The organism is Mesorhizobium sp. 128a, assembly GCF_053848025.1.
In genome coordinates this window covers 109,879-136,406 of sequence record NZ_JBSPKY010000019.1, presented here as the reverse complement: position 1 = coordinate 136,406, position 26,528 = coordinate 109,879, and the positions used below count along the sequence as shown (strand labels likewise).

The 26,528-nt window shown below is 63.1% G+C and carries 27 protein-coding genes and 1 tRNA gene; 19 read left to right on the top strand and 9 right to left on the bottom strand.

From position 1 onward, the window contains the following. Positions 1-216: 216 nt before the first annotated feature. Positions 217-1,881 (bottom strand): Na/Pi cotransporter family protein, encoded by a 1,665-nt coding sequence (locus ACWTU9_RS26635; RefSeq protein WP_455860916.1) that lies wholly within the window; start codon positions 1,879-1,881, stop codon positions 217-219. A 391-nt stretch (positions 1,882-2,272) separates the two neighbouring features. On the opposite strand from ACWTU9_RS26635, the gene ACWTU9_RS26630 reads away from it, so the two are divergent. The 3 genes from ACWTU9_RS26630 (at position 2,273) to rpoD (ending at position 7,171) form a co-directional block, all read left to right on the top strand. Continuing rightward, positions 2,273-2,641, top strand: a complete 369-nt coding sequence (locus tag ACWTU9_RS26630; RefSeq protein WP_455860915.1) for an RcnB family protein — start codon at positions 2,273-2,275, stop codon at positions 2,639-2,641. Between the two features lie 145 nt (positions 2,642-2,786). Then, the gene (gene dnaG, locus ACWTU9_RS26625; protein WP_455860914.1) at positions 2,787-4,727 is read left to right on the top strand and encodes a DNA primase; all 1,941 of its coding nucleotides are present in this window, start codon (positions 2,787-2,789) and stop codon (positions 4,725-4,727) included. Between the two features lie 419 nt (positions 4,728-5,146). Beyond that, complete coding sequence (gene rpoD, locus ACWTU9_RS26620; RefSeq protein ID WP_454576986.1) at positions 5,147-7,171, top strand: RNA polymerase sigma factor RpoD; 2,025 nt, start codon at positions 5,147-5,149, stop codon at positions 7,169-7,171. Between the two features lie 75 nt (positions 7,172-7,246). Here the strand turns inward: rpoD and ACWTU9_RS26615 are convergent, their stop codons facing one another. After that, the gene (locus ACWTU9_RS26615; RefSeq protein ID WP_455860913.1) at positions 7,247-8,302 is read right to left on the bottom strand and encodes a TauD/TfdA family dioxygenase; all 1,056 of its coding nucleotides are present in this window, start codon (positions 8,300-8,302) and stop codon (positions 7,247-7,249) included. A gap of 322 nt (positions 8,303-8,624) precedes the next feature. On the opposite strand from ACWTU9_RS26615, the gene ACWTU9_RS26610 reads away from it, so the two are divergent. From ACWTU9_RS26610 to ACWTU9_RS26590, 5 genes are all read left to right on the top strand, one after another. Further along, positions 8,625-8,918, top strand: coding sequence for a GYD domain-containing protein (locus ACWTU9_RS26610; RefSeq protein WP_454585499.1), 294 nt, complete (start codon positions 8,625-8,627; stop codon positions 8,916-8,918). A gap of 91 nt (positions 8,919-9,009) precedes the next feature. After that, the gene (locus ACWTU9_RS26605) at positions 9,010-9,645 is read left to right on the top strand and encodes a sulfotransferase family 2 domain-containing protein (RefSeq protein ID WP_455860912.1); all 636 of its coding nucleotides are present in this window, start codon (positions 9,010-9,012) and stop codon (positions 9,643-9,645) included. A gap of 101 nt (positions 9,646-9,746) precedes the next feature. Further along, positions 9,747-10,127, top strand: a complete 381-nt coding sequence (locus ACWTU9_RS26600; protein WP_455860911.1) for a thiol-disulfide oxidoreductase DCC family protein — start codon at positions 9,747-9,749, stop codon at positions 10,125-10,127. Between the two features lie 146 nt (positions 10,128-10,273). Next, positions 10,274-10,948 carry a PadR family transcriptional regulator gene (locus ACWTU9_RS26595; protein WP_455860910.1) on the top strand — a complete coding sequence of 225 codons (675 nt, stop codon included), beginning with the start codon at positions 10,274-10,276 and terminating at the stop codon, positions 10,946-10,948. Between the two features lie 107 nt (positions 10,949-11,055). Then, positions 11,056-11,346, top strand: coding sequence for an HlyU family transcriptional regulator (locus ACWTU9_RS26590; protein WP_455860909.1), 291 nt, complete (start codon positions 11,056-11,058; stop codon positions 11,344-11,346). 109 nt (positions 11,347-11,455) lie between these two features. On the opposite strand, the gene ACWTU9_RS26585 is transcribed toward ACWTU9_RS26590, so the two are convergent. After that, positions 11,456-12,097, bottom strand: coding sequence for an FMN-dependent NADH-azoreductase (locus ACWTU9_RS26585; RefSeq protein WP_455860908.1), 642 nt, complete (start codon positions 12,095-12,097; stop codon positions 11,456-11,458). A 109-nt stretch (positions 12,098-12,206) separates the two neighbouring features. On the opposite strand from ACWTU9_RS26585, the gene ACWTU9_RS26580 reads away from it, so the two are divergent. Further along, positions 12,207-13,163 (top strand): LysR family transcriptional regulator, encoded by a 957-nt coding sequence (locus ACWTU9_RS26580; protein ID WP_455860907.1) that lies wholly within the window; start codon positions 12,207-12,209, stop codon positions 13,161-13,163. Here ACWTU9_RS26580 and ACWTU9_RS26575 read toward each other — a convergent pair. After that, positions 13,096-13,722 carry a helix-turn-helix domain-containing protein gene (locus tag ACWTU9_RS26575; RefSeq protein WP_455860906.1) on the bottom strand — a complete coding sequence of 209 codons (627 nt, stop codon included), beginning with the start codon at positions 13,720-13,722 and terminating at the stop codon, positions 13,096-13,098. The genes ACWTU9_RS26580 and ACWTU9_RS26575 overlap by 68 nt on opposite strands. 66 nt (positions 13,723-13,788) lie before the next feature. Between ACWTU9_RS26575 and ACWTU9_RS26570 the strand changes: the two genes are divergently transcribed. Next, on the top strand, positions 13,789-14,214 hold the full coding sequence (locus tag ACWTU9_RS26570; RefSeq protein ID WP_455860905.1) for a VOC family protein: 426 nt from the start codon (positions 13,789-13,791) through the stop codon (positions 14,212-14,214). A gap of 95 nt (positions 14,215-14,309) precedes the next feature. Then, positions 14,310-15,221, top strand: coding sequence for an arginase family protein (locus ACWTU9_RS26565; protein WP_455860904.1), 912 nt, complete (start codon positions 14,310-14,312; stop codon positions 15,219-15,221). Positions 15,222-15,224: 3 nt separating this feature from the next. On the opposite strand, the gene ACWTU9_RS26560 is transcribed toward ACWTU9_RS26565, so the two are convergent. Next, a complete protein-coding gene (locus ACWTU9_RS26560) occupies positions 15,225-16,175 on the bottom strand; it encodes a S1C family serine protease (protein WP_455860903.1) in 951 nt (316 codons plus the stop codon). Positions 16,176-16,344: 169 nt separating this feature from the next. Between ACWTU9_RS26560 and ACWTU9_RS26555 the strand changes: the two genes are divergently transcribed. The 3 genes from ACWTU9_RS26555 to ACWTU9_RS26545 all read left to right on the top strand — a co-directional run bounded on the left by ACWTU9_RS26555 (position 16,345) and on the right by ACWTU9_RS26545 (position 18,821). Continuing rightward, positions 16,345-17,217: a S1C family serine protease gene (locus ACWTU9_RS26555; RefSeq protein WP_455860902.1), complete on the top strand. Its 873-nt coding sequence runs from the start codon at positions 16,345-16,347 to the stop codon at positions 17,215-17,217. A 7-nt stretch (positions 17,218-17,224) separates the two neighbouring features. Next, the gene (locus ACWTU9_RS26550) at positions 17,225-17,851 is read left to right on the top strand and encodes a response regulator transcription factor (RefSeq protein ID WP_455860901.1); all 627 of its coding nucleotides are present in this window, start codon (positions 17,225-17,227) and stop codon (positions 17,849-17,851) included. Positions 17,852-17,954: 103 nt separating this feature from the next. Continuing rightward, on the top strand, positions 17,955-18,821 hold the full coding sequence (locus tag ACWTU9_RS26545) for an SDR family oxidoreductase (RefSeq protein ID WP_455860900.1): 867 nt from the start codon (positions 17,955-17,957) through the stop codon (positions 18,819-18,821). Between the two features lie 102 nt (positions 18,822-18,923). Here the strand turns inward: ACWTU9_RS26545 and ACWTU9_RS26540 are convergent, their stop codons facing one another. Then, positions 18,924-19,439 (bottom strand): TIGR00645 family protein, encoded by a 516-nt coding sequence (locus ACWTU9_RS26540; protein WP_455860899.1) that lies wholly within the window; start codon positions 19,437-19,439, stop codon positions 18,924-18,926. Positions 19,440-19,781: 342 nt separating this feature from the next. Continuing rightward, entirely contained in the window at positions 19,782-21,965 is a 2,184-nt protein-coding gene (locus ACWTU9_RS26535; RefSeq protein WP_455860898.1) for an OmpA family protein, read from the bottom strand. Positions 21,966-22,167: 202 nt separating this feature from the next. On the opposite strand from ACWTU9_RS26535, the gene ACWTU9_RS26530 reads away from it, so the two are divergent. Both ACWTU9_RS26530 and ACWTU9_RS26525 read left to right on the top strand, forming a co-directional pair. Further along, on the top strand, positions 22,168-22,614 hold the full coding sequence (locus tag ACWTU9_RS26530) for a YcgN family cysteine cluster protein (RefSeq protein ID WP_455860897.1): 447 nt from the start codon (positions 22,168-22,170) through the stop codon (positions 22,612-22,614). A gap of 216 nt (positions 22,615-22,830) precedes the next feature. Next, the gene (locus tag ACWTU9_RS26525) at positions 22,831-23,175 is read left to right on the top strand and encodes a hypothetical protein (protein WP_454577004.1); all 345 of its coding nucleotides are present in this window, start codon (positions 22,831-22,833) and stop codon (positions 23,173-23,175) included. 162 nt (positions 23,176-23,337) lie between these two features. Here ACWTU9_RS26525 and ACWTU9_RS26520 read toward each other — a convergent pair whose 3' ends face one another. After that, the gene (locus ACWTU9_RS26520; RefSeq protein WP_455860896.1) at positions 23,338-24,048 is read right to left on the bottom strand and encodes an SIMPL domain-containing protein; all 711 of its coding nucleotides are present in this window, start codon (positions 24,046-24,048) and stop codon (positions 23,338-23,340) included. A gap of 39 nt (positions 24,049-24,087) precedes the next feature. Then, the gene (locus ACWTU9_RS26515; protein WP_455860895.1) at positions 24,088-24,312 is read right to left on the bottom strand and encodes a hypothetical protein; all 225 of its coding nucleotides are present in this window, start codon (positions 24,310-24,312) and stop codon (positions 24,088-24,090) included. Between ACWTU9_RS26515 and ACWTU9_RS26510 the strand changes: the two genes are divergently transcribed. The 3 genes from ACWTU9_RS26510 to ACWTU9_RS26500 all read left to right on the top strand — a co-directional run bounded on the left by ACWTU9_RS26510 (position 24,298) and on the right by ACWTU9_RS26500 (position 26,405). After that, positions 24,298-24,373, top strand: a tRNA-Ile gene (locus ACWTU9_RS26510). The two genes, ACWTU9_RS26515 and ACWTU9_RS26510, sit on opposite strands and share 15 nt — an antisense overlap. 416 nt (positions 24,374-24,789) lie before the next feature. Then, positions 24,790-25,122 carry a helix-turn-helix domain-containing protein gene (locus ACWTU9_RS26505; protein ID WP_455860894.1) on the top strand — a complete coding sequence of 111 codons (333 nt, stop codon included), beginning with the start codon at positions 24,790-24,792 and terminating at the stop codon, positions 25,120-25,122. Beyond that, complete coding sequence (locus tag ACWTU9_RS26500; protein WP_455860893.1) at positions 25,119-26,405, top strand: type II toxin-antitoxin system HipA family toxin; 1,287 nt, start codon at positions 25,119-25,121, stop codon at positions 26,403-26,405. The genes ACWTU9_RS26505 and ACWTU9_RS26500 overlap by 4 nt, the downstream gene beginning before the upstream one ends. Positions 26,406-26,528 lie beyond the last annotated feature (123 nt).

The window sequence follows — 26,528 nt, the reverse complement described above, 5'->3', positions numbered from 1 at the left end:
AGAGGCAAGCAACGAACCACTGTATTCGCATCCCGGCCGCACTCTCTCGTACTGTGCAACAGGTCCCCTGTGGGAGAAGGTGGCCGAGCGAAGCTCGGTCGGATGAGGGGTGCTCCAGCGGAGTGAGGCGTTGGCGTTCCCTGGAACACCCCTCAACCGTCTCGGCGCTATCGCGCCGATCCACCTTCTCCCACAGGGGGAGAAGGGAAAAGTGCCTCACCCCGCCTTCAGCCTCGAACCACCGAGCAGCCCGCGCTCTTCCAGCACCGGGTAGGCCATCGACGCCAGCAGCGAGTTGATCTGCTTCAGGTCGCGGATGGTGTCGAGATGGATGGAGCTGGTCTCGACGCTCTTGGCCGTGCCGTCGCGCAGGCGCACGAAATGGCTGGCGCTGGTTTCCTTCTCGCGGTCGCGCAGCCGGTCCTTTTCCAACACCAGCTGGCGCGCCGCCTCGGGGTCGCGCGAGACCAGCACGTTGAATGCGAGCCTGGCGTTGGCGAGCACCGAGGCATGGAAGGCGCAGAGCTCGCGCCAGCCTTCGGGCGTGAACTCCAGCCCGCGCTCGAGCTTCTTCTTCACATGGACCAGCATGTTTCGCACGATGATGTCGCCGACCTGCTCCAGCTTGACGCAGGCGCCGATCAATTCCTGGCAACGCAGGGCCTCGTCCTCTGTGAGCGAATTCCTGGTGAGCTTGGCCAGATAGAGTTTTATCGCCGCGTGCTTCCGGTCGACACGGTCGTCGAGGGCGGCCAGCGCCTTGATCTTGTCGGCATCGGCGCTCTCATAGAGCTCGATGATGCGCTTGAGCATGATCTCGACCGTTTCGCAGACCCGCACCACCTCGCGAGTGGCATTGGCCAGCGCCTGGCTCGGCACTTCCAGCGCGCTGTCGTTGAGCGCGGAGAGCTCGACCACGTCGAGTGCGGCGGCCGGCACCGGCTTGGTGCCCATCGCCACGATCTTCTCCGAGGCGCGGTAGATGAGGCTGGCGAGCGGCAGCCCGGCCAGCAGGATGATGACGTTGAACAGAATGTGGGCGTTGACGATCTGGTCGGGCACGGTGGCGCCGAGGAAGGCGACCGGCGGCTTTAGCGTCATGAAGGCGATCAGCATCACCAGCGAACCCATGCCGCGCATCAAAAGATTGCCGATCGGCACGACGCGCACGCCAGGCTCGGCGCTGCGGGTGAGCAGCGGCGCGATAATCGAGGAGCCGAGATTGACGCCGAGCACCAGCACGATGCCGAGTTCAGGCGGGATGAAGCCGCGGCCGGCGAGTGTCACCATCAACAGCACGGCGGCTATCGAAGAGTGGAACAGCCAGGTGACGAGCGCGGCCAGCAGATAGGCGGTGACGAAATCGCCGGAGAAATATTGGATGATCAGCGGCATCAGCGTGCTCTGGCGCAGCGGCTCCGACGCCTGGCCGATCATCTCCAGCGACAGCACCAAAAGGCCGATGCCGACCAGGATGCGGCCGAACTGGCGCCAGTCGCGCCGCTCGGTGGCCATGAACATGACGGTGCCGGCAACGAGGCAGATCGGCACCAGCAGCGTCAGATCGAAAGTCAAAAGCTTGACCACCAGCGCCGAGCCGATCTCGGCGCCGCGCACTGCCAATTGACCCGACATGCCCGAGACGATGCCGGCGCCGGCGAAGGAGCCGACGAGAAGCGTGACGGCGGTCGAACTCTGCAGCGCAATCGACAGGCCGCAGCCGGTCAGCACCGCCATGATCGGATTGCGCATGGTGGAGCGCAGCCTGTGGCGCAGCACGTCGCCATAGGCGCGCTCGACGCCGGTCTTGACCATGCGGGTGGCAAACAGCATCAGCGCCACCGCGCCGGCCAGATGCAGCAGGACGACGGAGCCGCTCATTTCGAAACCTGCATGCGGGCAGGAACCGCGACGCGGAAGGCGTGGCGGTCAGGGTCGGAAAGGAGGGCGCGAATCATCGTCATGACAGTCTTGAACAATAGCTGGAATATTTTAGCCGGATAATAAAATCTTGTCGATTTCAAGGGGTCGTCGCGGCGCGACTGGACGTGTCGGAAAATGGACGGATGCGCAGATGACTGCACGGCGGATGCACGGCGATGCGATGCATCCGCCGCAGTTGCCGCACTTTTCGACGACTGCCTTTGAGATGATGTTGAGATGTCGGGGCTAAGCTGAAGATTTCATTACATAATTGTAATGTTGGTGTTCAGTTTCAGTTCATCCATTGGCCGCTATTCCCTCGGATATCGACAACCAAGGAGCCCCGCCCATGAAACGCATTGTTCTTTCCGCCCTCGCTGTCTCCATGCTGGCAGCCAGCTCGGTCGCCGGGCAGGCAGCGCCGATGACTGCGCCTGCCGCGCCGCTGTCGAACTATACGCAGATCGACTGGCAGAAGCCCGGCAAGCATGTCGATGTGCGCAAGCGCGTCGTGAAGAAGACGGTCATCGTCAAGCGCAGCCACTGGCGTAATGGACAGAAGTACTCCAGCTGGAAGCGTCACCAGCCGATCCGCGACTATGGCCGTTACGGCCTGCATCGTCCCGGCCGCGGTCAGGAATGGATCCGCGTCGGCAACGACTATGTGCTGGTCAGCGTCCTTTCCGGCATCATCTTCGGCGCCATCGCCGCGCAGTAAGTCTGACCAGCATACTGCTGAAGCTTGAAAGGAGGCGGCCCGCAACGGCCGCCTTCTTTTTGGCCTGTGGAAACCGGGTAAGGTCCGCAATAAGGGTCGTCGGATTTCGCGCACATGATTATATGAGGGACAAACGAGTTCCCCGATGCGCTTTCCGCCAGCCTTTCTCGACGAGATACGCGACCGTGTGCCGATTTCTTCGGTTATCGGCCAGCGCGTCGCGTGGGACAGAAAGAAGACCAACGCGTCGCGTGGCGATTACTGGGCATGCTGCCCCTTCCATGGCGAGAAGAGCCCGTCCTTTCACTGCGAGGACAAGAAGGGCCGCTACCACTGCTTCGGCTGCTCGGTGTCGGGCGATCACTTCAAGTTCCTGACCGAACTCGACGGTTTGAGCTTTCCCGAGGCGGTCGAGAAGATCGCCGAGATGGCCGGCGTGCCGATGCCGGTGCGCGACGAACGGGAGGAACAGCGCGAGAAGGAACGCGCCAGCCTGACCGATGTCATGGAAATGGCGACGGCCTTCTTCCAGGAGCGGCTGCAAGGACCGGAAGGTGCCAAGGCCCGCGCCTATCTCAGGGACCGCGGGCTGACGCCGGCGACCCAGCAATCGTTCCGGCTCGGCTTTGCGCCGGATAGCCGCAACGCGCTGAAGGAGCATCTTGCGGCAAAAGGCGTGCCGAAGGCCGACATCGAGGCCTGCGGGCTGGTGCGGCATGGCGACGACATTCCGGTTTCCTACGACTGGTTCCGCGACCGCATCATGTTCCCGATCCCGGATTCGCGCGGCAAGATCATCGCTTTCGGCGGCCGTGCGCTGGCGCCCGATGCTTTGGCCAAATACATGAACTCGCCCGACACCGAGCTCTTCCACAAGGGCAATGTGCTCTACAATTTTGCTCGCGCCCGCAAGGCGCTCGCCAAAGGCGGCACGGTGATTGCCGTCGAAGGCTATATGGACGTTATCGCGCTGGCGCAGGCCGGCTTCGAGAATGCCGTGGCGCCGCTCGGCACCGCGCTCACCGAAAACCAGCTCGAGCTTCTGTGGCGCATGGCACCCGAGCCGGTGCTGTGCTTCGACGGCGACCAGGCCGGGCTGAAGGCAGCATGGCGCGCCGCCGATATGGCGCTGCCGTACGTTCAGTCGGGACGCTCGGTGCACTTTGCCCTGTTGCCCGAGGGCAAGGATCCCGACGATCTGGTCAAGGCCGATGGTCCGGACGCGTTCCGCGTCGTGCTTTCGGAAGCGCGGCCGCTTGTTGACCTGCTGTGGATGCGCGAGACGGCCGGTGGTGTTTTTGACACGCCGGAGCGACGGGCAGGGCTGGAAAAAACGGTGGGGGAGCTCGCCAGCCGTATCCGCGACGAAAGCACGCGCTATCAATATCAGCAGGAAATGCGCGAGCGGGTGCGGAGCTTCTTCGGCGCCCAGCGCACTGTTCGGCAAGGTCGTCAGGACTGGAAACCGGGGCAGGGCAAGACGCCACCGCCGGGCGGGCAATTCGCGAAAGGCGGCGGCATTGGCGCGCGTGCCGCGATCACCGAGAGCCTGGGGCGTTCGGCACTGGTCAAGCGCGGCAGCGAAGGGATGTCTGTGCGCGAGGCGACGATCATCGTCGCGCTGGTCAACCATCCGGCGCTGATCGACGAGAATTTCGCCCATGTCGAGTTCCTCGATCTCGCCAACACCGACCTGAAGCGGCTGCACGCCGCCATCCTCGATGCCATGGCGCATGACATGGCCAATGACCGCGACGCGGTGATCGCCACGATCGAGCGTGCCGGCTGCAGCGAAATCTGGGGGCGGGCTGTGATGCTGATCAAACGCGCCCGGCAATGGCCGGCGCTGGAAACCGCCGCCCTTGACGATGCCCGTGACGCCTTCAACCAGGCGCTGCACTTGCAGCGCAGCGCGCGCACCTTACATAAGGAGCTCAAGCAGGCGGAAGCAGCGCTCGCCAGCGATCCCACAGACGAAAACTACCGGCATCTCGTCGAGATTCAGGCGCAATTTCGTGATGTGCAGGCAACGGAAGCGCTGATCGAAGGGTTCGGCGTGTCCTCGGGCAAGGCTGGGCGCGTCTAGGTTGAAACCTGCGCAAGAGTGAAGTTGAAACGTGCTGCGCGTCGAATCGACGCCTCTAAGTCGGGTAATTGATTCGCTTTTTTGATGCGAATCATGCGAGAGGCGCTTGACCTTCTGGCAGAATGACGGAATCAGGACGATTCGAAACCTTAACCCGTGCCGGCGTCGATGGAAAATGCAGCGATGTGAGGTGCTGATCACTGGACAGGTTGTTAGCCTGCCACAGATATCAGGGTTAATCTGGACTTAATGCATGTCGCCCAAAAGTGAAAACCGGTTTTGGGGCACGATATGAACCAAACAAAAGAGTTGATGCGGTTACCGGCCCGGTGAAGCGCGTTTCGTCACGAGCGCAAAATTTGACCGGTGCGGCAGCTTACGCGGCTTCGATGTTCGGCCGCTAGGAGAAGATAAAGACTATGGCGACAAAGGAAAAGGAAGAGGTCGAGACCGAACGCGAAGGCGCCACCGATGGCCCCCTGCTCGACCTTTCCGATGATGCTGTCAAGAAGATGATCAAGGCCGCCAAGAAGCGCGGCTATGTGACCCTTGACGAGCTGAATGCGGTGCTGCCGTCGGAAGAGACCGATCCGGATCGCATCGAAGACATCAATGCGATGCTGTCCGACATGGGCATCAACGTGGTCGAGGACGACGATCAGGGCGAGGAGCCCGAGGCCGCCGACAGCAATGCCGATGCCGAGGAAGACGCCAACGAACTGGCCGAGCAGACCGGCACCGCCGTCGCCGCCACGACCACCAAGAAAGAGCCGACCGACCGCACCGATGATCCGGTGCGCATGTATCTGCGCGAGATGGGCTCGGTCGAGCTCTTGTCGCGCGAGGGCGAAATCGCGATCGCCAAGCGCATCGAGGCCGGCCGCGAGACGATGATCGCTGGGCTCTGTGAAAGCCCGCTGACCTTCCAGGCCATCATCATCTGGCGTGACGAGCTCAACGAATCCAAGATCCTGCTGCGCGAGATCATCGACCTCGAAGCCACCTATGCCGGCCCCGAAGCCAAGCAGGCGCCTGTGGTCGAGCGCATCGAGGAAACCCCAAAGCCCGAGGACAAGCCGCGGCGCGGACGCGACGAGGAAGACGACATCACCAATGTCGGCGCCGACACGCGCGGGCTGACGGACGATGACGAGGAAGACGAGGACGAGGCGAGCCTGTCGCTTGCGGCGATGGAAGCGGAACTCCGTCCGCAGGTGATGGAGACGCTCGACGTCATCGCCGACACTTACAAGAAGCTCCGGAAGCTGCAGGACCAGCAGGTCGAGAACCGTCTGGCTGCCGCCGGCACGCTGTCGCCCAGCCAGGACCGACGGCTGAAGGAGCTGAAAGACCAGCTGATCAAGGCGGTGAAGTCGCTGTCGCTCAACACCGCGCGCATCGAGGCGCTGGTCGAGCAACTCTACGACATCAACAAGCGGCTGGTGCAGAACGAAGGCAAGCTGCTGCGCCTGGCCGAAAGCTATGGCGTGCGCCGCGAGGAGTTCCTCAAGGAATATCAAGGTTCCGAGCTCGATCCGAACTGGACGCGCTCGATCGGCAACCTGACCTCGCGCGGCTGGAAGGAATTCACCAAGAACGAGAAGGACGCGATCAAGGATCTGCGTTCGGAGATTCAGAACCTCGCCACCGAGACGGCGATCTCGATCCTGGAATTCCGCAAGATCGTCAACCAGGTGCAGAAGGGCGAGCGCGAAGCCGCAATCGCCAAGAAGGAAATGGTCGAGGCCAATCTGCGCCTCGTCATCTCCATTGCCAAGAAATACACCAATCGCGGCCTGCAGTTCCTCGACCTGATCCAGGAGGGCAATATCGGCCTGATGAAGGCGGTCGACAAATTCGAATACCGCCGCGGTTACAAGTTCTCGACCTACGCGACATGGTGGATTCGGCAGGCGATCACGCGTTCGATCGCCGACCAGGCGCGCACCATCCGCATCCCGGTGCACATGATCGAGACGATCAACAAGATCGTGCGCACGTCGCGCCAGATGCTGCACGAGATCGGCCGCGAGCCGACGCCGGAGGAATTGGCCGAAAAGCTCGCAATGCCGCTCGAAAAAGTGCGCAAGGTCTTGAAGATCGCCAAAGAGCCGATCTCGCTCGAAACGCCGGTCGGTGACGAGGAGGATTCGCACCTGGGCGATTTCATCGAGGACAAGATGGCGATCCTGCCGATCGACGCGGCGATCCAGGCCAATTTGCGCGAAACCACGACGCGCGTGCTGGCCTCGCTGACGCCGCGCGAAGAACGCGTGCTGCGCATGCGCTTCGGCATCGGCATGAACACCGACCACACGCTGGAAGAAGTCGGCCAGCAGTTCTCGGTCACCCGCGAGCGTATCCGCCAGATCGAAGCCAAGGCGCTGCGCAAGCTCAAGCACCCGAGCAGGTCGCGCAAGCTCAGGAGCTTCCTCGACAGCTGACACTCGCCGATTGCAAAGAAATCAAGGGCGCCCATCGAGGCGCCCTTTTCGTCTCAAGTGGTTCAGCGAATTGCTCTACAGCGGCACGTTCAGCCGCGTTCCCTTGACGACTATGCCGCCCCGGTCGCCAATTTCTATCGAGCCATAACGCTGCCTGAAGCACTCGGGTAGCGGACGGTCGCCGGGAACAGACAGCCACAGGCGCAGCATATGGCGCCGCTTGTCCGGATCCGGCCAATCGCGAAACCCCATGCGGTCGTGAAGCAGCGAATGATTGTAGACAAACTGCATGTCGCCGGGCCGCAGCCGCATCGACAGGTTCAGTTTCGGGTCGTTGGCAAGGCTGTCGAAGAGATCCAGCGCTTCGATATGTGCCGCGCTCAGCCGCATGGCATCCGGGAAACGCTGTGCGCTGTCGATGTACTGGCGTTGATAAATGCCGGTCAGCAATCCCGTGTGCCAGTTGAGGACCGGGATTTCGAAGTAGGGCTTTTCGCCTTCCGGTACCTCGCCGCGTCGATCGGTGGCAATCGGATCAAACAGCAGGCGGACCAGGTCGGGCCGTCTTTTGCGCATCTCGTTGTAGATCGTGACCGTGCTGACCAGCAGGGACTCGCCGCCTTGCATGGCGTCTTTCAGGCAGAGCAGTCCAACGACGTCGGCGGAGTCGGTGTGAAATGTCTGGCGCTCCGCCGTCTGGTAGATGCGCGTCGTGGCGTCCCTGGCGTCGGCGCCTGTGTCGCGGACGTGGCCAAGTATATGGCCCTGCGCATTCTGCGACCGTGCGCTACCAAGATGCGAGCCAATCCCGCAGAAGATCGTTGCCGCCATTTGCGCGGAATATGTCTCGGCCGGGAGGCCGCGAAGCACCTCGAACCCAATGCCTGCGATGAGTTTTTCGCGCAGGGCAGCGAGATGGTCGGCGAGCCGGGGCAAGGGGAAATCGGCCTTGCTCAGGTTGCCGATATCTTGCGAGCGGCCGAGAAAGCCGATTGCCGCCAATTCCAGTTCCGCGACATCCTGCTTGTCCAATTCGACCAGCCAATTTTCAGGATGCTTCGCCATTTCCTCGCCTGTCCATGCGGCAGGAATTTCGATCCGTCCTGGCGGCAGGCCGATGCTCTCGCGCATGAAACTCTCCAGCCGCTGGATCGGCGGGGATTTCCGCCAGGTCGATGGCCACGAACGGAGATTGCCGTAGTCAGACGGAATTTTAAACCGGCTTTCCCTGGTCAGCGCTGACAGTTTTGCGGTCGTCGCCAGGCCGCTGCCTTGGCGCCTGGAGGAATTGCTTTCACGGATCAAAGGGGCTGGCGCGGTGGTCCTTGCACGAAGCTCGCTGCGGGCGGATACTTCGCCGTCGGATGCGTGTTCTGGGTGACAAACCGGATGTTCGCCCCGGCGCAGGTCTACGACCTGAGCCGTGCTCCGTGGCGCCGGAGGGAGGTGTGCGATGACAACCTACATCCTGCTGATGAACTGGACCGAACAGGGCGCCAGGAATGTGCGCGAGTCGCCGAAGCGGCTCGATGCCGCCAAGAAGCAGCTGGCCGACATGGGCGGATCGTTCAAGGCGTTTTATCTCACCATGGGCGAATGCGACATGGTGGCCGTGGTCGAGGCTCCCGACGATGCGGTACTGGCGCGTTTTGCGCTGATGCTGGGGGCGGGCGGCAGCGTCAAGACGCGAACGCTCAAGGCTTTCCCGGAATTTGCCTACCGCGAGATCGTCACCTCGCTTGGATAGGCGGGCTGGCTGAGATAACGCGGCCGGGCATTTCCTGGCGGTCGATACCGGTGCCGCTTGACGGCACCTGACCTGCCGATATTGAGGAGAAATGCTCCTCTCGCTCGAGAAGAACTTCATTTTCATCCACATCCCGAAGACGGCCGGGACATCGATCACCCGTGCCTTGCGGCCATGGTGCCTGCAGCCGAAGCCGACGCAATGGCGGCGCCTGCTGTCACGTCTGCCGGTTCCCGAAGCGCCGGACAAGGCCAATTTCAAGCAGCATGACAGAGCCGCCTGGCTGCGGCGCAAATTGCCTGCCCAGCTCTATGACGGCGCCTACAAATTCGCCGTGGTGCGCAACCCTTTCGAACTGGCCGTTTCCAATTACCAGCATTTGCGCCGGAAAACCTCGCGGCGCCGGCATCGCCAGGCGCAGCGCTGGGATTTCAAGGCGTTCCTGCGCCATCTCGAACGCAAGAACAGGCTGGCACGGATCGATCAGACGAGCTGGATTTCAGACAGGGATGGAAACCTCATCATCGACGAGGTGCTGCGGTTCGAGAGGCTGGCCAATCAGTTCAATATCCTGGCCGGACGACTCGGGCTTCCCGCCGAAGTGACGCTTCCTCGAAAGAACGTCAGTGGCCCGGTCGACTATCGTGCCCTCTATGACGAGGAGGCGAAAGCTATCGTGCGGCGGCTCTATATCAGAGATATTGAGCGCTTCGGCTACGAGTTCTGATTTCAGGCGCGGGGTCTCAAAGCGCGGCGCTTCGCCATGTTGCGGGTCGACGGTATTGCGAGGATAGTCGGTTCCGTCCCTCGGGTCGTGGTTTGAAATCCATGTCCAAGCCTCTGCTGGCCGTCTGGTACAACACACGCTGTCCCGTCTGTGATGGCGGCATCACCAGGCAGAAACGGCGGCTGATCGAAGCGATCAAGGCCGGGCGGATCGAATTCCGCGACATCAACCTCGAACCGGCGGCCCTGGCCGGCTACGGCGCTTCGCTGGAGGATATCCGTCGCCGGCTGCATGCCACCGATGCCGACGGTAAGCTCATGGTCGGCGCCGATGTCGCTGTCGCCGTCTGGAGGGTAACGCCGGGCGAGGGCTGGCTGGCGGTGCTGTTCGGCAATCCGGTCGCGCTGCCCCTGACGCGCTTCGCCTATGATCGCTTCGCCGACCTTCTCTATGCCTGGAACCGCCGCAACGGCCGCTGGTAGCCGGGAAACACCCCGGACATCTCCGAACCTGAGCCGGTGACCCGTCGCTGGCGCTGCCTTCAGATACATCGTAAGATATATCTTGACTCCTCGGCCATGTGCGCCTAATTACGATATATCGTAAGACATAACTCAAGGAGCAAAAAATGCACAGACATCATCCTTTTGGCGAGCGCGCCGAGCGCGCATTCCTGCATATGGCCGGCAAATTTGGTGGCAGAGGGGGCGGCGGCTTCGGGCCGTTCGGACATGGCGGTCGTGGCGGCGGACGCGGGGGGCCGGGCGACATGTTTCGCGCCGGACGCATGCTGGCCGACGGTGATCTCAAGCTGATCACGCTGTCGCTGCTGGCCGAGGCGCCGCGCCATGGCTACGACATCATCAAGGCGCTGGAAGAGCGCACCAGTGGCATCTACAGCCCGAGCCCTGGCGTGGTCTATCCGACACTGACCTTCCTGGAAGAGGCCGGTTATGCCGCCTCTGCGGCCGACGGCAACAAGAAGGTGTTTTCGATCACCGAGGCGGGCCAGGCGCATCTCGACGAAAACCGCGAAATGATCGACGGTGTGCTCGAGCATCTCGAGCGCTTCGGTCGCAAGATGGCCAAGGCGCGCGAGTGGTTTGGCTGGAACGACAGCGAGGAGGGCGGACGGCGTGGCCGTGGCGGCCGTTCGGAAGCCCGCGACGAGTTCCGCGCCGTGCGCCACCGGCTGCGCGCTGCCCTTGGCGAGATCGTCGACGCGCCGGCCGAAAAGCAGGCCGAAGCGATCGCGATACTGGAAGGGGCCGCCGAAGCCCTCGAAGCGCTGTCCCGCGGCTGACCTCTGGCGGGGGACCGGTATACGACCCTTGCCCGTTCGACCGAGGAGCGATACTGAAAATCATCCTGCACCTATCGGTGCGGGATGATTGCCGTTGGAGGGTCCCCATGTCTTTTCTGAAACGTCTTTTCGGTGGCGGCGGCGACGCCGGCGAGCCTAAAAGCGCTGCCCCGGCAAAGCAGATCGAGCACAAGGGATTTCTGATCAGCGCCACGCCCTACAAGGCGGACGGCCAGTATCAGACCTGCGGCGTGGTTTCGAAGGAAATCGGAGGCGTGATGAAGGAGCACCGCTTCATCCGCGCCGACCGTTTCGCCGGTCTCGACGATGCCGTCGACATCTCGATCAAGAAGGGCATCCAGCTCGTCGACGAGCAGGGCGAGAAGATTTTCGGATGAAGCGGTTCAGGGACTGAATCGGCAGATCACTCCACCTCTCTGTTTTTACTGAATCAGAAAGGCAGGCGCCGCAGCGCCTGCCTTTTTTCGGTGAGTCAGCGTCGGCGCTTTACGCCGCCACTGCGACCTGCCCATTGGCGGTCGCGGCCACCACGGCGTCGACCTTGGCCGTCGCCTTGGCCAGAGCGGCGGTGACAGCATCGGCGCCCATGCCGACGCCTTCGATGCGGATGACTTCGACGTCGGTCATGCCGAGGAAGCCGAGCACCGAGCGCAGATAGGGGACAGCGTGGTCCATCTGGACGGCCGCGCCTTCCGAATAGATGCCCCCCGACGCAAGCACGATGTAGACCTTCTTGCCGGTGACGAGGCCCTTCGGGCCGCCCTCACCATAGGAGAAGCTCCTGCCGGAACGGGCGATGTGATCCACCCACGACTTCAGTGTCGAGGAGATGTTGAAGTTGATGAAGCCGGTGGCAAGGATCACGGTGTCGGCGGCAAACAGTTCGTCGAGCACGACATCGGAAACGCCCACGACTTCGGCCTGGTGCGCAGTGCGGGCTTCAGCCGGGGTGTAGATGCCGGTCGCATAATCGGGGTCGATGTGCGGCAGCGGGTTGGCGACGAGGTCGCGCACGACAAGCTCCGCCGAGGGGTTGGCAGCGACGAGCTTTTGCGCGAATTCGGTGGCGATGCGGGTCGAGTGCGAAGCGGAGCCACGCGGGCTCGAGGTTACAAGAAGAATGGACATAGCGGTTCTCTCCAGTCGGAATTGAATTGTCCCGCCAGATATGGGGCTAGCGACCCATTCGAAAAACTGGTATATTTTCTATATGATCCATCCATAAAGTAGATATGCCATGCAGCCTAATCCAACGCTCGATCAGCTTCAGGTGCTTGTCGCGGTGGCCGAGGCGGGGAGTTTTTCGGCCGCCGGGCGCAAGCTCAACCGGGCGCAGTCTGTAATCAGCTACGGCATCGCCAATCTCGAGGCGCAGCTTGGGCTGAAACTGTTCGAGCGCGAGGGCACGCGCGAGCCGCAACTGACCGAGATCGGCCGGGCGATGCTGGAGGATGCGCGGCGCATGGTCGGCGTGCTGCAGCGCATTCGCTCGCGTGCCGACGGCCACCATCAGGGATTGGAGGCGGAAGTCGCCCTGTCGGTCGACGCGACCCTGCCTTCGCCGGTGCTGGTTCGCGTACTGAAGGCATTCGAGGCGCAGTTTCCAACCGTGATGCTGCGCCTGCACATCGGTTCGCTCGGCCTGATCCCCGATCATGTCGTCAGCGGACAATCCGATCTTGGCATTGGTGGCCTGCTGGGAGAGGTCGACGTGCATCTCGTGCGTATCGGCTTCATGTCGATCGTGCTGGCTGCCGCGCCCAGCCATCCGCTGGCCCGGCTGCCGAAGCCGGTGGCGATCGAAGATGCACGCGAACACACCCAGCTTGTCGTCACCGACCAGTCCGAACGCACCAAAGGGCGCGACTTCGGCGTCTTCGCCTACCGCACCTGGCGGCTGACGGATGTGCGCACCAAGCATATTCTGATGCGCGAGGGCCTGGGTTGGGGAGGGCTGCCGCGCTGGCTTATCGCCGACGATCTGGCCAGCGGCCGGCTGGTGGAACTCGACCTCGAACCCTACAGCGAGGTGCGCTCATCGCTCTATGCCATGCATCGCGTCGACCGCAGCCCGAAGCCTGCGGCGGCCTGGTTGATCGACCAGTTCAAACGCCAGCTCGGCCGCTTCAACGAGTTCGAGCCGGGCGAGGTGCCAGAAGAGGATCGGGAGATAATCCGGCAATCAGCGCCATGAGCACGGCGCGATAGTCTTCGACTGAAGCGCCCGCTTCGACGGCGAGTGCTGCGCGATCAAAGGCGGCGGCGAGCAAAGCGGTCAGCGCGTCGGTCGGCAGTCTGGTCATCGACTGCTCCCGCATGGCCGCGACCAGGCCTTCGCGCAGCGAACGGTTGCCGTGGCGGTTGTCGATGGCATCCATGGCGGCGCGGCCAAGCACCGCCGGTCCGTCCAGCAGCAGAAGCCGCGTGCGGCCGGGGAGGCGCATGGCAGCGAGATAGGCGTCCGATCCGGCAATCAGTGCGTCGCGGGCAAACAGCGATGGCGGCGAGGCACGATCGATCTCAGCGGCGACAGCTTCTGCCTCCTGCTCGACCACGGCGGCAAACAGCGCCTGCTTGTCGGCAAAATGATGGTAGAGCGCGCCGCGGGTGACGCCGGCGGCCGCTACGATCTCCGGCGTGCCGGTCTCGGCGTAGGATTTTTCAATGAACAGTTTGCGCGCGGCGGCGATCAGGTCGGCGCGCGTCGCTTCGGTGCGATCTCGATTGGAGCGGCGTGCTGTTTCTCGTTGCATACATGCAGCCTGTATGTTATTTCAACTTACATGCAGACTGTATGTTAGTTGACGGGAGAAAGAAAGATGAAGACGACGAGCTATTATCCGGTGTTGATGACCGGCGATGTCGCCGGCACGAAAGCCTTCTATATCAACCATTTCCGTTTCAAGCCGCTGTTTGCGAGCGACTGGTATGTGCATCTGCAGTCGACCGAGGACCGACGCGTCAATCTCGGCATCGTCCAGGGCGACCATGAGACGATCCCGGAAGAGGGGCGGGGGCGTACATCCGGGCTGCTGATCAATTTCGAGGTCCGCGATCCGGATGCCGTCTATGAACGGATCCTTGCGGCAGGGCTGCCAATCCTGCGCTCGCTGTGCGACGAACCCTTCGGCCAGCGCCATTTCATCACCAGGGATCCCAATGGCGTGCTGATCGACGTGATCAAGCCAATCCCGCCAAGCCCGGAGTTTCAGGCGCAATTCGCTGAGGGTGCCTCCGGCGCCTGAACCGCGGCAGCAAATGTCGGCAGCGGCGCCGGTTGCTGTGGCCGGGATCACGCGACGCGGTTTATGGTGGACGGCGTTGAAGCTGGTCCTGCCGCATGCGTGATACCTGCCTTGTTCGTGCGCCATCCAATCTCGGCCTGCGGCCGCTGCACCCCGGCCATGTGCCCGGCACCTGGCGGGCGCCGCAGGCACTGAGCGAGGCTGGTCTGGTTGAGGCGCTCGCGCCATCAAGGGTTGTCGATCTCGAAAAGCCCGCTTACGGCACCGAGCCGCAACCGGGCACAAGGCTACGCAACGGTCCGGCGATCCGCCGCTTCAACCTTGACCTTGCCGAGATCGTCGCCGGTGCGCTCGGGCAAAGCGAGTTCCCTCTGGTCATAGGCGGCGATTGTTCGATCCTGCTTGGCGGGCTGGCGGCGGCGCGACGCTCCGGCGCGGTCGCGCTGGTCCATGTCGATGGCCACAGCGATTTCCGCCATCCCGGCAACTACGATGTCGACGCCGCACTCGGCTCGGCCGCCGGGATGGATCTGGCGCTTGCCACTGGGCGCGGCGAGCCCTTGTTGACGCAGTGGCCCGGCATTGCCGGTCCGCTCGTCGCCGATAAGGCGGCGGTGCAGATCGGCGAACGTGTGAGCCGCGATGCCGATTTTGAATGGGCAGATATCAACTCGACCGCAATCACGCGCATCGATGTCTTTGCCGCGCAGGAACTCGGTGCGGCTGGAGTGCTGGAAAAGACAAGGGCGACGCTGGCGCGCGCCGGCTGTCCCTACTGGCTGCATCTCGATGTCGACGTGCTCGACCAGAAAATCATGCCGGCGGTGGATTCGCCCGGCAGCCCCGGCATCGACCCCGACGATCTCGTTGTAATCCTGTCAGCGCTGGCAGGGGACCAGAGCTGCATCGGCATGGACATGACGATTTACGATCCTGATCTCGACCCGACCGGGGAACTGGCGCGCCTGCTGGTGTCGCTGCTTGGGCGGGTGCTCAAGCAGCGATAGGCCTTAGCTCGTCCTCGCCACCGGCGTCACCGTCACCTGGCTGATACCAGTGCGGCGGACCACCGTGCACAGCGTCTCGCGGCCGATGCGTTCGGCATCGAGCATGCGCACGAGGTCGTCGACGCCGGTGACCGGGCGGCCGTCGATGGCAGCGATGATGTCGCCCTCCTTCAGGCCGGCCTTGGCCGCGGGACCATCCTTCTCGACGCTGCGCAGCCGCACGGCGGTGTTGGTCGACACCTGCGACTGGAGCGCTGCACGGCGCGGCAAATTGGTGGTGTCGGCGGAGATGCCAATGAAGGCGCGGCGCACGCGGCCGAAGCGGATGATCTCCGAAATGACGAAATTGGCGGTGTTGGAAGCAACGGCGAAGGCGATGCCTTGCGCGCCGTGGATCATGGCGGTGTTGACGCCGATGACCTCGCCGGCCGACGACACCAGCGGCCCACCGGAATTGCCGGGGTTGAGCGCGGCGTCGGTCTGGATGACGTCGTCGATCAGCCGCCCGGTCGAGGCGCGCATCGAACGGCCGAGCGCGGAGACGACGCCGGAGGTGACGGTCCATTCAAAGCCGAGCGGATTGCCGATGGCAATCGCGATCTGGCCGCGTCGCAGCCGCTTGGAATCGCCAAGCGGCGCCACATCGGCAAAGCTGCCGTCGGCGCGCACCAGCGCGATGTCGGTATCTGGGTCGCGGCCGAGAACGCGGCCTTCGCGGGAGGCGCCGTCGGGCATCGAGACACGCACCGCCTTGGCGTCACCGACGACATGGAAGTTGGTAACGACCAAGCCGTCCTGCGCGATGACGAAACCGGAGCCGTGGCCGCCCTGGCCGCCGATGCGCTCGATGCGGCAGACGGCCGGGCCGATGCGGTCGACCGCGTCCGCCACCGTCATCGAATAGGCGTCAAGCAGTGTGTCGTCCGGTTGGAATTTGGTGGCGGCGAGGGCCATTGGCGGGCTCCGTGTTTTCAGGCGTGTTCGTGACTATATGTGCGGAGCGGCCGGAACCGCCGCGACCTGACCAGATGGCCAGTGAAACCTTTAACTAGCCGTCAGGCGAGTATCTGCGGGCGCGTTGCCGAGCGATATCTGGGGCATGCAAGAAACCCAGGAGACGAAAATGAGCGACTTCAACCTCAGTGCCTTTTCCGAGGCCATCGCCGATGTCGCGGCTGCGGCAGCACCGGCGACGGCAAGTTTCACCACCCATCACCATCGCACGGCCAGCGCTTTCCACTGGCGGGATGGTTATTTCGTCACCGCCGAGGAAGCCGTCGAGGCCGGCGAAGAGATCGAACTGACGTTGGCTTCGGGCGAGACTGTGAAGGCCGAACTGGTCGGCCGCGACCCCTCGACCGGCGTAGCCCTTCTGAAGCCGGCGGGTGCTATCAGTGCCGCAACGCTTGCCAGGGCTGACGCGGTACGGCCCGGCAATCTGGCCATTGCGATCGGCAGCAGCCAGGGCTCGGCGCTGGCCGTGTCGGGTTCGGTCGGCGAGGTCGGTCCGGCCTGGCGCTCGATGCGCGGCGGCACCATCGACCGGCGCATCAATCTTGCCGTCAATGCCGGCGGCCGGTTCGAGGGCGGTCCGGTGCTCGACGCCAGGGGCGCGTTGATCGGCATGCTGCTGTTCGGGCCGCGTGGCCGCGCCCTGGTCATGCCTTACGAGACAATCGAGCGGGCCGCAGCGACGCTGCGTGAAAAAGGCCACGTCGCCCGGGGCTATCTCGGCGCCGGCCTGCACCCGATCCGTGACGGCGCGGCGCGCGGCGCCATGGTGATGAGTCTCGACGACAACGGCCCGGCCAAAGCCGCCGGCCTTGCGCTCGGTGACATCATCGTCTCCTGGAACGGCGAGGCCGTGCACGGGCCGCGCGAACTGATCCGCAAACTTGGGCCGGACAGCGCGGGTGCCGCAGTGACGCTTGGGGTGGTGCGCGGCGGCGAGGAGCGCGATGTCGCGCTGACCGTCGGCGAGAAGCCGCTGAGCTGAGGAATTGATGGACACATTCGCCAACGATCGGAGCACGGTTGACGGCCCCGCCTCGCGGCGGCTGGTGGTGCTGATCGCTCTTGGCGACGCCGCACGTGCCGAGCGTCTGGCCACCGCGCTTGCCGCGAGCGACGATCTGTTGCCGGTCGCGCTCGGCAGCGGTGCGGCCGACGTCGCCATCATTGACGGCAGCAGTGCTGATGCCGTGCCGGCGGCCACGCCGCGGGTGCTGCTGTCAGGGCTCGCGGGCGGCGAACGGCCTGCCGGCGAGGTGATGGCAGTCATGCAAGCGGGCGCGGACGATCTGCTGATCGCCGCGGCCGTGCGGCTGACGGCGGCGGGTTATCGCGTCTCGAGCGACGGCGTCGGTGGACGCCACGAGGATTTCCACGAAGGCGTGCCGTTCGAGGATGGTGGCTCCGACGAGCATGTCCGTCCGGCGCTGTCGCCGCGCGAGGCCGAAGTGCTGGCGCTGCTGGCCGAAGGGGCGCCCAACAAGGTGATCGCGCGGCGGCTCAATATCTCCGTGCACACGGCAAAATTCCACGTCGCCGCGATCCTGATCAAACTGGGTGCGGCCAACCGCACCGATGCGATTGCCATTGCGATGCGGCAGGGCCTGGTGCTGGTCTAGACCTACGCTGCGTAACCCCATATCCGTTCAGTCGGGCCTTGCGCTGTAGCGGTCTGCCGCGCAAAGGTTCGCGCCTGCTGTGATGCCAGGGAGGCGCAAGGAAATGTCGCTCAAGGGAAAGACGCTGTTCATCTCCGGCGGGTCGCGCGGCATCGGGCTGGCGATTGCGCTCAGGGCGGCGCGCGACGGCGCCAATGTGACGATCGCGGCCAAGACCGCCGAGCCGCATCCGAAGCTGCCGGGTACGATCTATTCGGCTGCCGAAGAGATCGAGCAGGCGGGCGGCAAGGCGCTGCCTGTGCTGTGCGACATCCGCGAGGAGGCGCAGGTTGCCGAGGCAGTCGCGAAGACCGTGGCAAAATTCGGCGGCATCGACATCTGCGTCAACAATGCCAGCGCGATCCAGCTTACCGGCACGCTGGAGACCGACATGAAGCGCTACGATCTGATGCACCAGATCAACACGCGTGGCACCTTCCTGGTGTCGAAAATGTGCATCCCGCATCTGAAGTTGGCTGAGAATCCTCACATTCTGAATCTGGCGCCGCCGCTCGACATGAAGGCCAAATGGTTCAAGAACCACGTCGCTTACACGATGGCCAAGTTCGGCATGTCGATGTGCACGCTGGGGATGGGCGCCGAGTTCGCCAAGGACGGCATTGCGGTCAATTCGCTGTGGCCGATCTCGACCATCGACACGGCGGCGGTGCGCAATCTGCTCGGCGGCGCGACGGTGGCGGCGATGAGCCGTTTGCCCGATATCATGGCCGATGCCGCGCACGCCATCTTCCTGCGGCCGTCGCGTGAGACATCAGGCAATTTCTACATCGACGAAGAGGTGCTGCGCGCCGAAGGCGTGACGGATTTCTCGGCTTATGCGCCGGGCGCGACCGGACCGCTGGCCGGCGACTTTTTCGTGCCGGATGAGGTGTTTGCCAATTCGCCGACGAACGTCAAAAGCATCTACTAGCGGACATTACCTACTGCTTCGAAAAGCCAAGCAATTGGCTTTTCGTCTGCTGCGCGGACCACTTCTCAACTTCCCGTATGGTGACGGGGGAAAGGGATCGCTTCACTCCTCGGCCTTCTTGCTTTTGGCCAGGCCCATCAGCCGGTCGATATAGGCCAGCATGAATGCCGAGAGGACGAAGGCGAGGTGGATGATGGTTAGCCACATCAGCTGCTCGGTCGTGTAGGAGGCCGAGTTGAGGAACACCTGCAACAGATGGATCGAGGAAATGGCGACGATGGTCGAGGCGACCTTGACCTTCAGCGAGCCGACATCGATCGTGCCCAGCCAATGGACCTCGCCGTCATTCTCGTCGAAACGGCTGACGAAATTCTCGTAGCCGGAGATGATGACCATCACCACCAGCGAGGCGACCAGCGCCGCATCGATGAGGCCGAGCATCTTCAGGATGGTGTCGGTGTCGCCGAGCGTGAAGGCCACCGTGATGAATTCGTAGAGCTTCTTGCCGAAGGAAAGCGCATAGACGGCCAGTGCCAGGGCCAATCCGATATAGAAAACAACCAGCAGCCAGCGGGAGGCGAGAATGATCGATTCGATGGCGAGTTCGAGACGTTTCATGCAGCGGTTCCGGTCAGTTTTCTCGATCGAATGGGGTATTTCGGTCAGCTTGCCGCGGTTTGCAAGGCCAAACCGCGTTGCGTTCATTGCGACGCAAAAGAAACCCCGCCGGGAGGACCGGCGGGGCTCAATGCGTCCCGCTGGAGTCGGGACGGGGCAGGGAACGCCCAGCCTTGAATCTGGGGTGAGCAGGCTCGCGATTCAATGAGCCGGCGCTAATGTGGCTACAATTCTTGTTGAACCGAGGCTGCTGTCCGCAGTTCGACCCACCCCGGTGTACCGGGATGGGCCCTTCTTGCTGATCTGATTCCAGAAAGCTACTCAAGCTATTGGAAACGTAGATCAATTGTTGCTCGCCACTGGCGCCACCAGCGAGGTAATGCGGCGGATGGCGACGCGCCGGTTCTCGCGGTTCGGGCCGGACGTGTTCACCTTGAGATACTCCTCGCCATAGCCCTGCGTGGTGAGGTTCTCGGCCGGAATGCCAAAGGCATTGGTGAGCGCCTCGGCGACCGCCTCGGCGCGTCGGTCAGACAGAGCGAGGTTCGCCTCCGGCGTGCCAACGGCGTCGGTGTGGCCTTCGATCAGGAAGGTCTCGGCCGGGTTCTTTTTGAGCAGTTTTTCCATGGCGTTGGCGACGCCATCGAGCTTTTGCACCTCGGTGTCGGAGATCGTGGCCGAGCCGAATTCGAAGTTCAGCGTGTCGAGATCAATACGCCGGGCGATGTCGCGCACACGGGCCGACCGCTTGACCTCGTCGATCGAGTAGAGGCGCTGCACCCTTTCCACCGGCGGCTGCTCGAGGAAGGTGTAGTAGTCGTCGTCGCTCTCGACATCCTCGGAATCGAGGATGTAGTCCCGGCGGGATATGTCGAGCCGCATCGGCGGCAGGTCGTCGCCGGGATCGCGCCACTCGTCGACGTCGTTGTAATAACGCTCGTCGACATAGCTCAGCACATATTCGCGCCCGTCCGGCATGATGCGGGAACGCCTGACGACATCCCCATTGCGGTTGCGGATGGTGACGATCCTGACGCCGTTGTCGCGCTCCACGATTTCACGGGTTCGGCCGCCCGAAAGATCCTCGTAGTAGACGTCTCTGGCGCCGCGCGTGATGCGAGGTGCCTCGTTGCTTTCCACGAATGTCTGGTTGTTGAACTGGAGGATCACGCGGTCTCCGAGCTGCCTGACCACATCAGCACCCTGCGGCCGCCGGCGCTCGCGGACAACGTCCTGCGGCGTGAGGTCGACGCGCTTCCCCTTTTCCTCGGTGACGGGAACGAGTTTTTCAGGCTGGATTGCCTGCTGGGCCGACTTGTCGTCGGTGGGTGGTGGTCCCTGGTCGACCGGGGCAGGCTTCGGGTTCTGCGCCTGGGTGCCGTCCTGAGCGGGTTGCTCGCCCGTCTGGCCGCCAGCATTCTGGCCATCGTTATTCTGGCCGCCCTGGTCCTTGCGGTGCTTGCGCCTGGCATCCTTCTGGCTGTCCAGAATGGGTGCATCGTCGGGATTGGCCACGGCTTCGCCCTGCGCCGGCTTTTCGCCCTTCGCCGGCTGCTCGGCATTGGCGGGTTGTTGCTCACCCGTCGCGGGCTGTTGTTCGCCGGCCGCAGGCTGCTGCTCGCCTGTCACCGGCTGTTCGCCGACAGGTTTCTTGCCCTGCTTCCTGGCCTGGTCCTTAGGCTGTTCGCCTTCGGCGGGAGCGGCTTGCTGATCGGCCGGGGGCTGAACCGGCTCGGCCTGCGGCACGGGTTCTCCGGCAGGGGCAACCTTGGTGGCTGGCGCCTGTTCGGCGGGTGCGGCCTCGATCTGCTGCTGGTCCTGCTTGCGTTTTTTCTTGCGCGCATTGTTGTCGTTCGCAGGCGCCGCCTGTTCGGCAGGCGCTGCTTGCTCGGCAGGCTGCTGGGCTGGCTGTTCGGCAGGCGCCGCTTCGATCTGCTGCTGCTGGTCGTGCTTCTTCTTGCGTGGCTTCAGTGGCTGTTCTTCGATTGCGGGCGCTACCTGGGCGCCGCCCTGATCCGCAGGCGCTGCTTCGATCTGCTGCTGCTGGTCGCGCTTCTTTCTGCGCGGTTTTAGCGGCTGCTCGTCGGTTGCGGGCGCGGCCTGTTCGGTGGGTTGATCAGCCGGTGCTGCCTCGATCTGCTGTTGCTGATTGCGTTTCTTCTTGCGCGGCTGCTGCTCTTCAGCCGGAGCGGCCTGTTCAGCGGGAGCCTGCTCGGCCTGCTGCTGTTGGTCGCGCTTCTTCTTGCGCGGCTGTTGTTCCTCGGCTGGTGCGGCCTGCTCGGCGGCGGGGGCTGCCTGTTCGGCCGGAGCCTGTTCGACCTGCTTGCGCTTCTTCTTGCGCGGCAGTTCCTGGTCGGTCTGCTGACCATCTGCCGCAGGGTCGTCCTGGACCAGTATCAATGGCGCGGCCGTATGCTGCATGGGGCCGAAAACGGCGTTGCCCTGCAGCGGGGATGCGCCCAACGGCGCGGATGCCATCAGCAGGCCAAGTGCCGTACCTGCCAGTACCCGTGGTTGGCGTTTCATCAGAAATTCTCCTTATGGGGTCCCATCCCTGCCCAAACTTTCATCAGCCGGATTGGTTCCGGTTCGTGGACATTGCCGACAACGAAGGACGATTGACCGGCCTTTTGAAGGCAACTTCATGTTTTTCGTATGGTGCAGGCGGCATTTGCGGCGGCGGTACAGCTTGACCTTACCGCTGGCGAGGGCCACATCTCACCGCATAATGGAAACCCCGTTCTGGAAAACCAAGACGCTGGAGGCGATGACGTCGGCCGAGTGGGAATCGCTCTGCGACGGATGCGGTAAATGCTGCCTGTCGAAACTCGAGGACGAAGATACCGGCGAGATCTACTGGACATCGGTCGGCTGCCGGCTGTTCGACGGGCAAACCTGCCGCTGTTCGGACTATGCCAACCGGCTGGCGCGCGTGCCGGACTGCGTCGGGCTCACTCCGCAGAATGTGCGCACCATCCGCTGGTTGCCAAAAACCTGCGCCTACCGTCTGGTTGCCGAGGGGCACGATCTCTACTGGTGGCACAGGCTGGTGTCGGGAAGTGCCGAGACCGTGCATGAGGCCGGCATCTCCATGCGCGGCCGCGTCCGCGCCAGCGAGACCGATCTTGCCGAGCCGGACGACTATTTTGACTATATGCTCGACGACGAGCCCTAAACGGAACCGATGTAGCCGCCGCCCGTTGCGGGGTGACCGGACGTTTTTGGGATCCCAAGCCGTTTGCAGCTGTGGAAGGGGCGGTTGCTTTCGACCTGTCCGGCAGATTAACCGAAAATGAACGGCCGGTTCGCAAACAGTTCAGACAGCAAGGAGCATTCTCCCCCCATCGGTTCGACGAAGACGGGCGCAAGCCCTCAACAAGGAGAGAAGACAATGTTCAACACGTTCAAGACGGCAGCCCTTTCGGGTCTCGTGGCCCTCGGCACGCTTGCCGCCGTGCCCGCCCATGCGGACTCAATCTATCTCGGCTTCGGCAACAATCACGACCGCCGCACCGGTGTTTATATCGGCGACGACGATGACGGCTATCGCCGCGAGCGCAGCTGGCGTCGTTGCTCACCGGAGCGAGCCCTCGACAAGGCCGAGCGCATGGGTCTGCACCGCGTTCGCATCGTAGACATCAATCGCCGCGTGGTGAAGGTTGCCGGCCGCCAGTATGGCGATCGCGTGGTGGTCGTGTTCGCCAACGAGCGCGGTTGCCCGGTTATCTATCGCTAAGCAAAGATCGGTAGCGGCATGACCTTCTGCGAGGGTCAGCCAGGAGCCCCTTTCCCATAGATCGGAAGGGTGCGGCTCGAAAAGAACCCCGGAGGACCAGATCCTCCGGGGTTTTTCGTATCTGGTGCCGATCAAGATACCGGCCAGTTCGGCCTGGATAACCTATTTCAGCTCAAAGGTGACGGTGACCTGCACGGCGTAGGCGTTCTCGCCGGCCTGCACCGGAACCGCGGCGCCCGCCGCATCGAAGGCCTTGGCATTGATCGGCATCGGCGCCGGCGCGATGTTCTGTTCGGTGATTTCCAGCACCTGTCCGATGCTCACGCCGGCAGCCCCGGCCAGCGTCTTGGCCTTGGCCATGGCGTCAGCGACCGCCTTCTTGCGGGCCTCGGTGACGGCGGCTTTCGGATCCTCGTTGGAGAACGAGATGCCGCCGCCCTGGTTGACGCCGAGCGACACCGCCTTGTCGAGAATCTCGCCGGTCTTGTCGATGTCGCGGATGCGCACGGAGAGCGTGTTGGTCACCTGATAGGCGACAAGCTCGGCTTCCTGGCTGCCGTCGGGCTTGTTGGTGTAGTTGTAACGGGGGTTGATCTGGATGCCGGCTGTCTGCAGGTCGCGGTCCGTGATCCCGGCCGATTTCATTGCCGCGATCACGGCGGCCATGGCATCGTTGTTGGCGTCGAGTGCGGCGCGTGCGGTCTTGGCCTCGCGCATGACGCTGAGCGTCAAAAGCGCTAGGTCGGGCGCCACCGTCGACTGGCCTTCACCCGAAACGATGATGCGGGGCGGGGGCAGCGAATCGGCAGCGGTGGCAATCGCCGGAAAAGCGATCGCGGCGGCAAGTGCGAGCGGCAAAAGATGTCTGGTCATGAAAATCTCCTCGGTCTGCGATCCAGTCGCGCCTGTCGACTAGAGCATGATGCCGAAAAGTGTGAAGCGGTTTTCGGACAACATCATGCTCTGCTTCTTTGATTCAGAGACGGATTCAGATTTCAGGTCGAACAGACCTGAAATCATCCCGGCTCTAGGGTGCGAATATGGGCTGATTTGGGCGATCTCGGCCAGCCCGTCCGGAAAGCCTTGTGCGGCGTAAGGAAAAACACTAATCCAGCGCGCGTGGGGCCTGTAGCTCAATGGTTAGAGCCGGCGGCTCATAACCGCTTGGTTGGGGGTTCGAGTCCCTCCGGGCCCACCATGTCAATAATATCAATGGCTTAGGCAGAATAGCTGATGCTATTGAGCCGAAAGGTTGCTGGCCACTGGCGCAAGGCTGAACCTGTCCTGCTGGAGCAGTGCGGGTCAGGGAGACCGCGTGTCGCTGTCCGAGTTCGATTTCTCCTGTTCTTTACCTATGAGCGACAAATAGTCTAACAACTCTGGGTTCGAAAGACCTGTCAGCCCGAGTGCGGCGATCGGCGGCAAAGGCGTACAAATAGGATGGTTGCAGTCTCCCGACCCGGTGAGCCCGCTCGCGTCGCGCTGGGGGTAGGAACTGCCGGTTGACCTGGGCGGCGGTGTGGTGTGGCGGCGCACTAGGTACCTCGACAAAACCTATTTATGGTCTTATATACGATACCATGTGGCGATTATGGCATCGTTTATGAGACCAAAATGCGCTCAACCGTGATTGACACATTGCCTCCCAAGGTCAAGAGAGCGCTCGCCAAGCTGGGCGCTGACATCGCGCTTGCCCGCAAGAAGCGCAGCCTGACCATCATGATGATGGCGGAAAGGCTGGGTATCGCAAAGAGCACCTACCTGAAGATCGAGAAAGGCGACCCGACAGTCGCCATGGGCGCCTATGCCATGACTTTTTTCGTGCTGGGCTTTGATGAGGCCCTGACCGAGATCGTCGATCCCAAACGCGACGAGCAGGGCCTGCTCCTCGACGCCGAACGCATGCCAAAGAGGATAAGGGTGCGGAAGGCGCCGAGTTCGCCATGAGGCGTTCCATTGCCGTCCATCTCGGCCTGGAAGCGACGCCGCTGGGTATGCTGCGTTACGACCAGCAGGGTGCGCGGGAAAGCGCGGCATTTGAATATGATGCAAGTTGGCTGGCAGGGCGAAGCAGGTTCTCGATCGAACCCGGCCTGCCTCTCGTCGCCGGCCCACAGTATCATCGCAAGGCGCGCGACGGATCGGTGTTCCACAACGCGATCGCCGACACCGAGCCGGACGGATGGGGGCGACGCGTGATCCAGCGCGACCACGCCAAGCGTCGTCAAGAGGCACGCCGGGTTGGAGATGAGACCGAGGCACGGCCCCTCAACGCGATGGACTACCTGCTGGCGGTCGATGACACGAGCCGCGTCGGAGCGCTGCGCCTGCAAGACGAGGAGGGGCACTATCAAAGGACGGTCGACGAGGGACGGCGCACAACACCGCCGCTCATTGAGATCGGCCAACTCCTCACAGCCACGCGCGCCGTCGAAACCAATACGGAGACGGCGGCTGACCTTGCCTATCTGCGTGGACGTGGCACATCGCTTGGCGGCCTGCGTCCGAAATGTACCGTTCTCGACGATGACGGACGGCTCGCTATCGGCAAGTTTCCAAGTGTGGCCGACGAGCGCTCCGTGACCAAGGGCGAAGTTCTAGCCATGATATTGGCCCGGAAGGCGGGCATAGACGCGGCGCAAGCACGTCTGATCGGCAGCGATGGCGCCCCCGTGGCGCTGATCCGCCGTTTCGACCGAACCCCGAACGGCAATCGTCTGATGTATGTCTCGGCAGCCACGATGATCGGCGCCGAGAGGGGGGACGCCGGCGAGCATAGCTATACCGAGCTCGTCGACGCCCTGCGCCAGCACGGTAGCCAGCCAGCGGCCGATATCGAGGAGCTTTGGCGGCGCATCGCCTTCTCGATCCTCATCACCAATGTCGATGACCACCTCCACAATCACGGCTTTCTCCATGTGGATCGGGGGCAATGGCGACTGGCGCCCGCGTTCGACATCAATCCGTTCCCGGAGCGTGTGCGCGAACTCAAGACCTGGGTTTCCGAGGAGACGGGGCCCGAAGCAACCATTGATGCGCTGATGTCCGTGACCGCCTATTTCCGGATCAGCCGCGATCGGGCGAGGGAAATCCTGGGCCAGGTCGAAGGCGCAGTCGCCAGATGGCGGGAAGATGGGCGGGAGCTTGGCATGACCTCGCAGGAACTCGAAAGCTTCACCGACGCGTTCGAACATTCGGAACGCCAGGCTGCCCAACGGGCGCTGCAGTGAGGTCGACAGCGGATTGAACTTGATGAAGCAAAGTATCTGCGCCGCCGATTGTGCGATTTCTCACTTCGCCGTAACCCGCTTTTTCGCGCGAAAAGCTCCAAAGCCCACCGATAGGCGCCGACT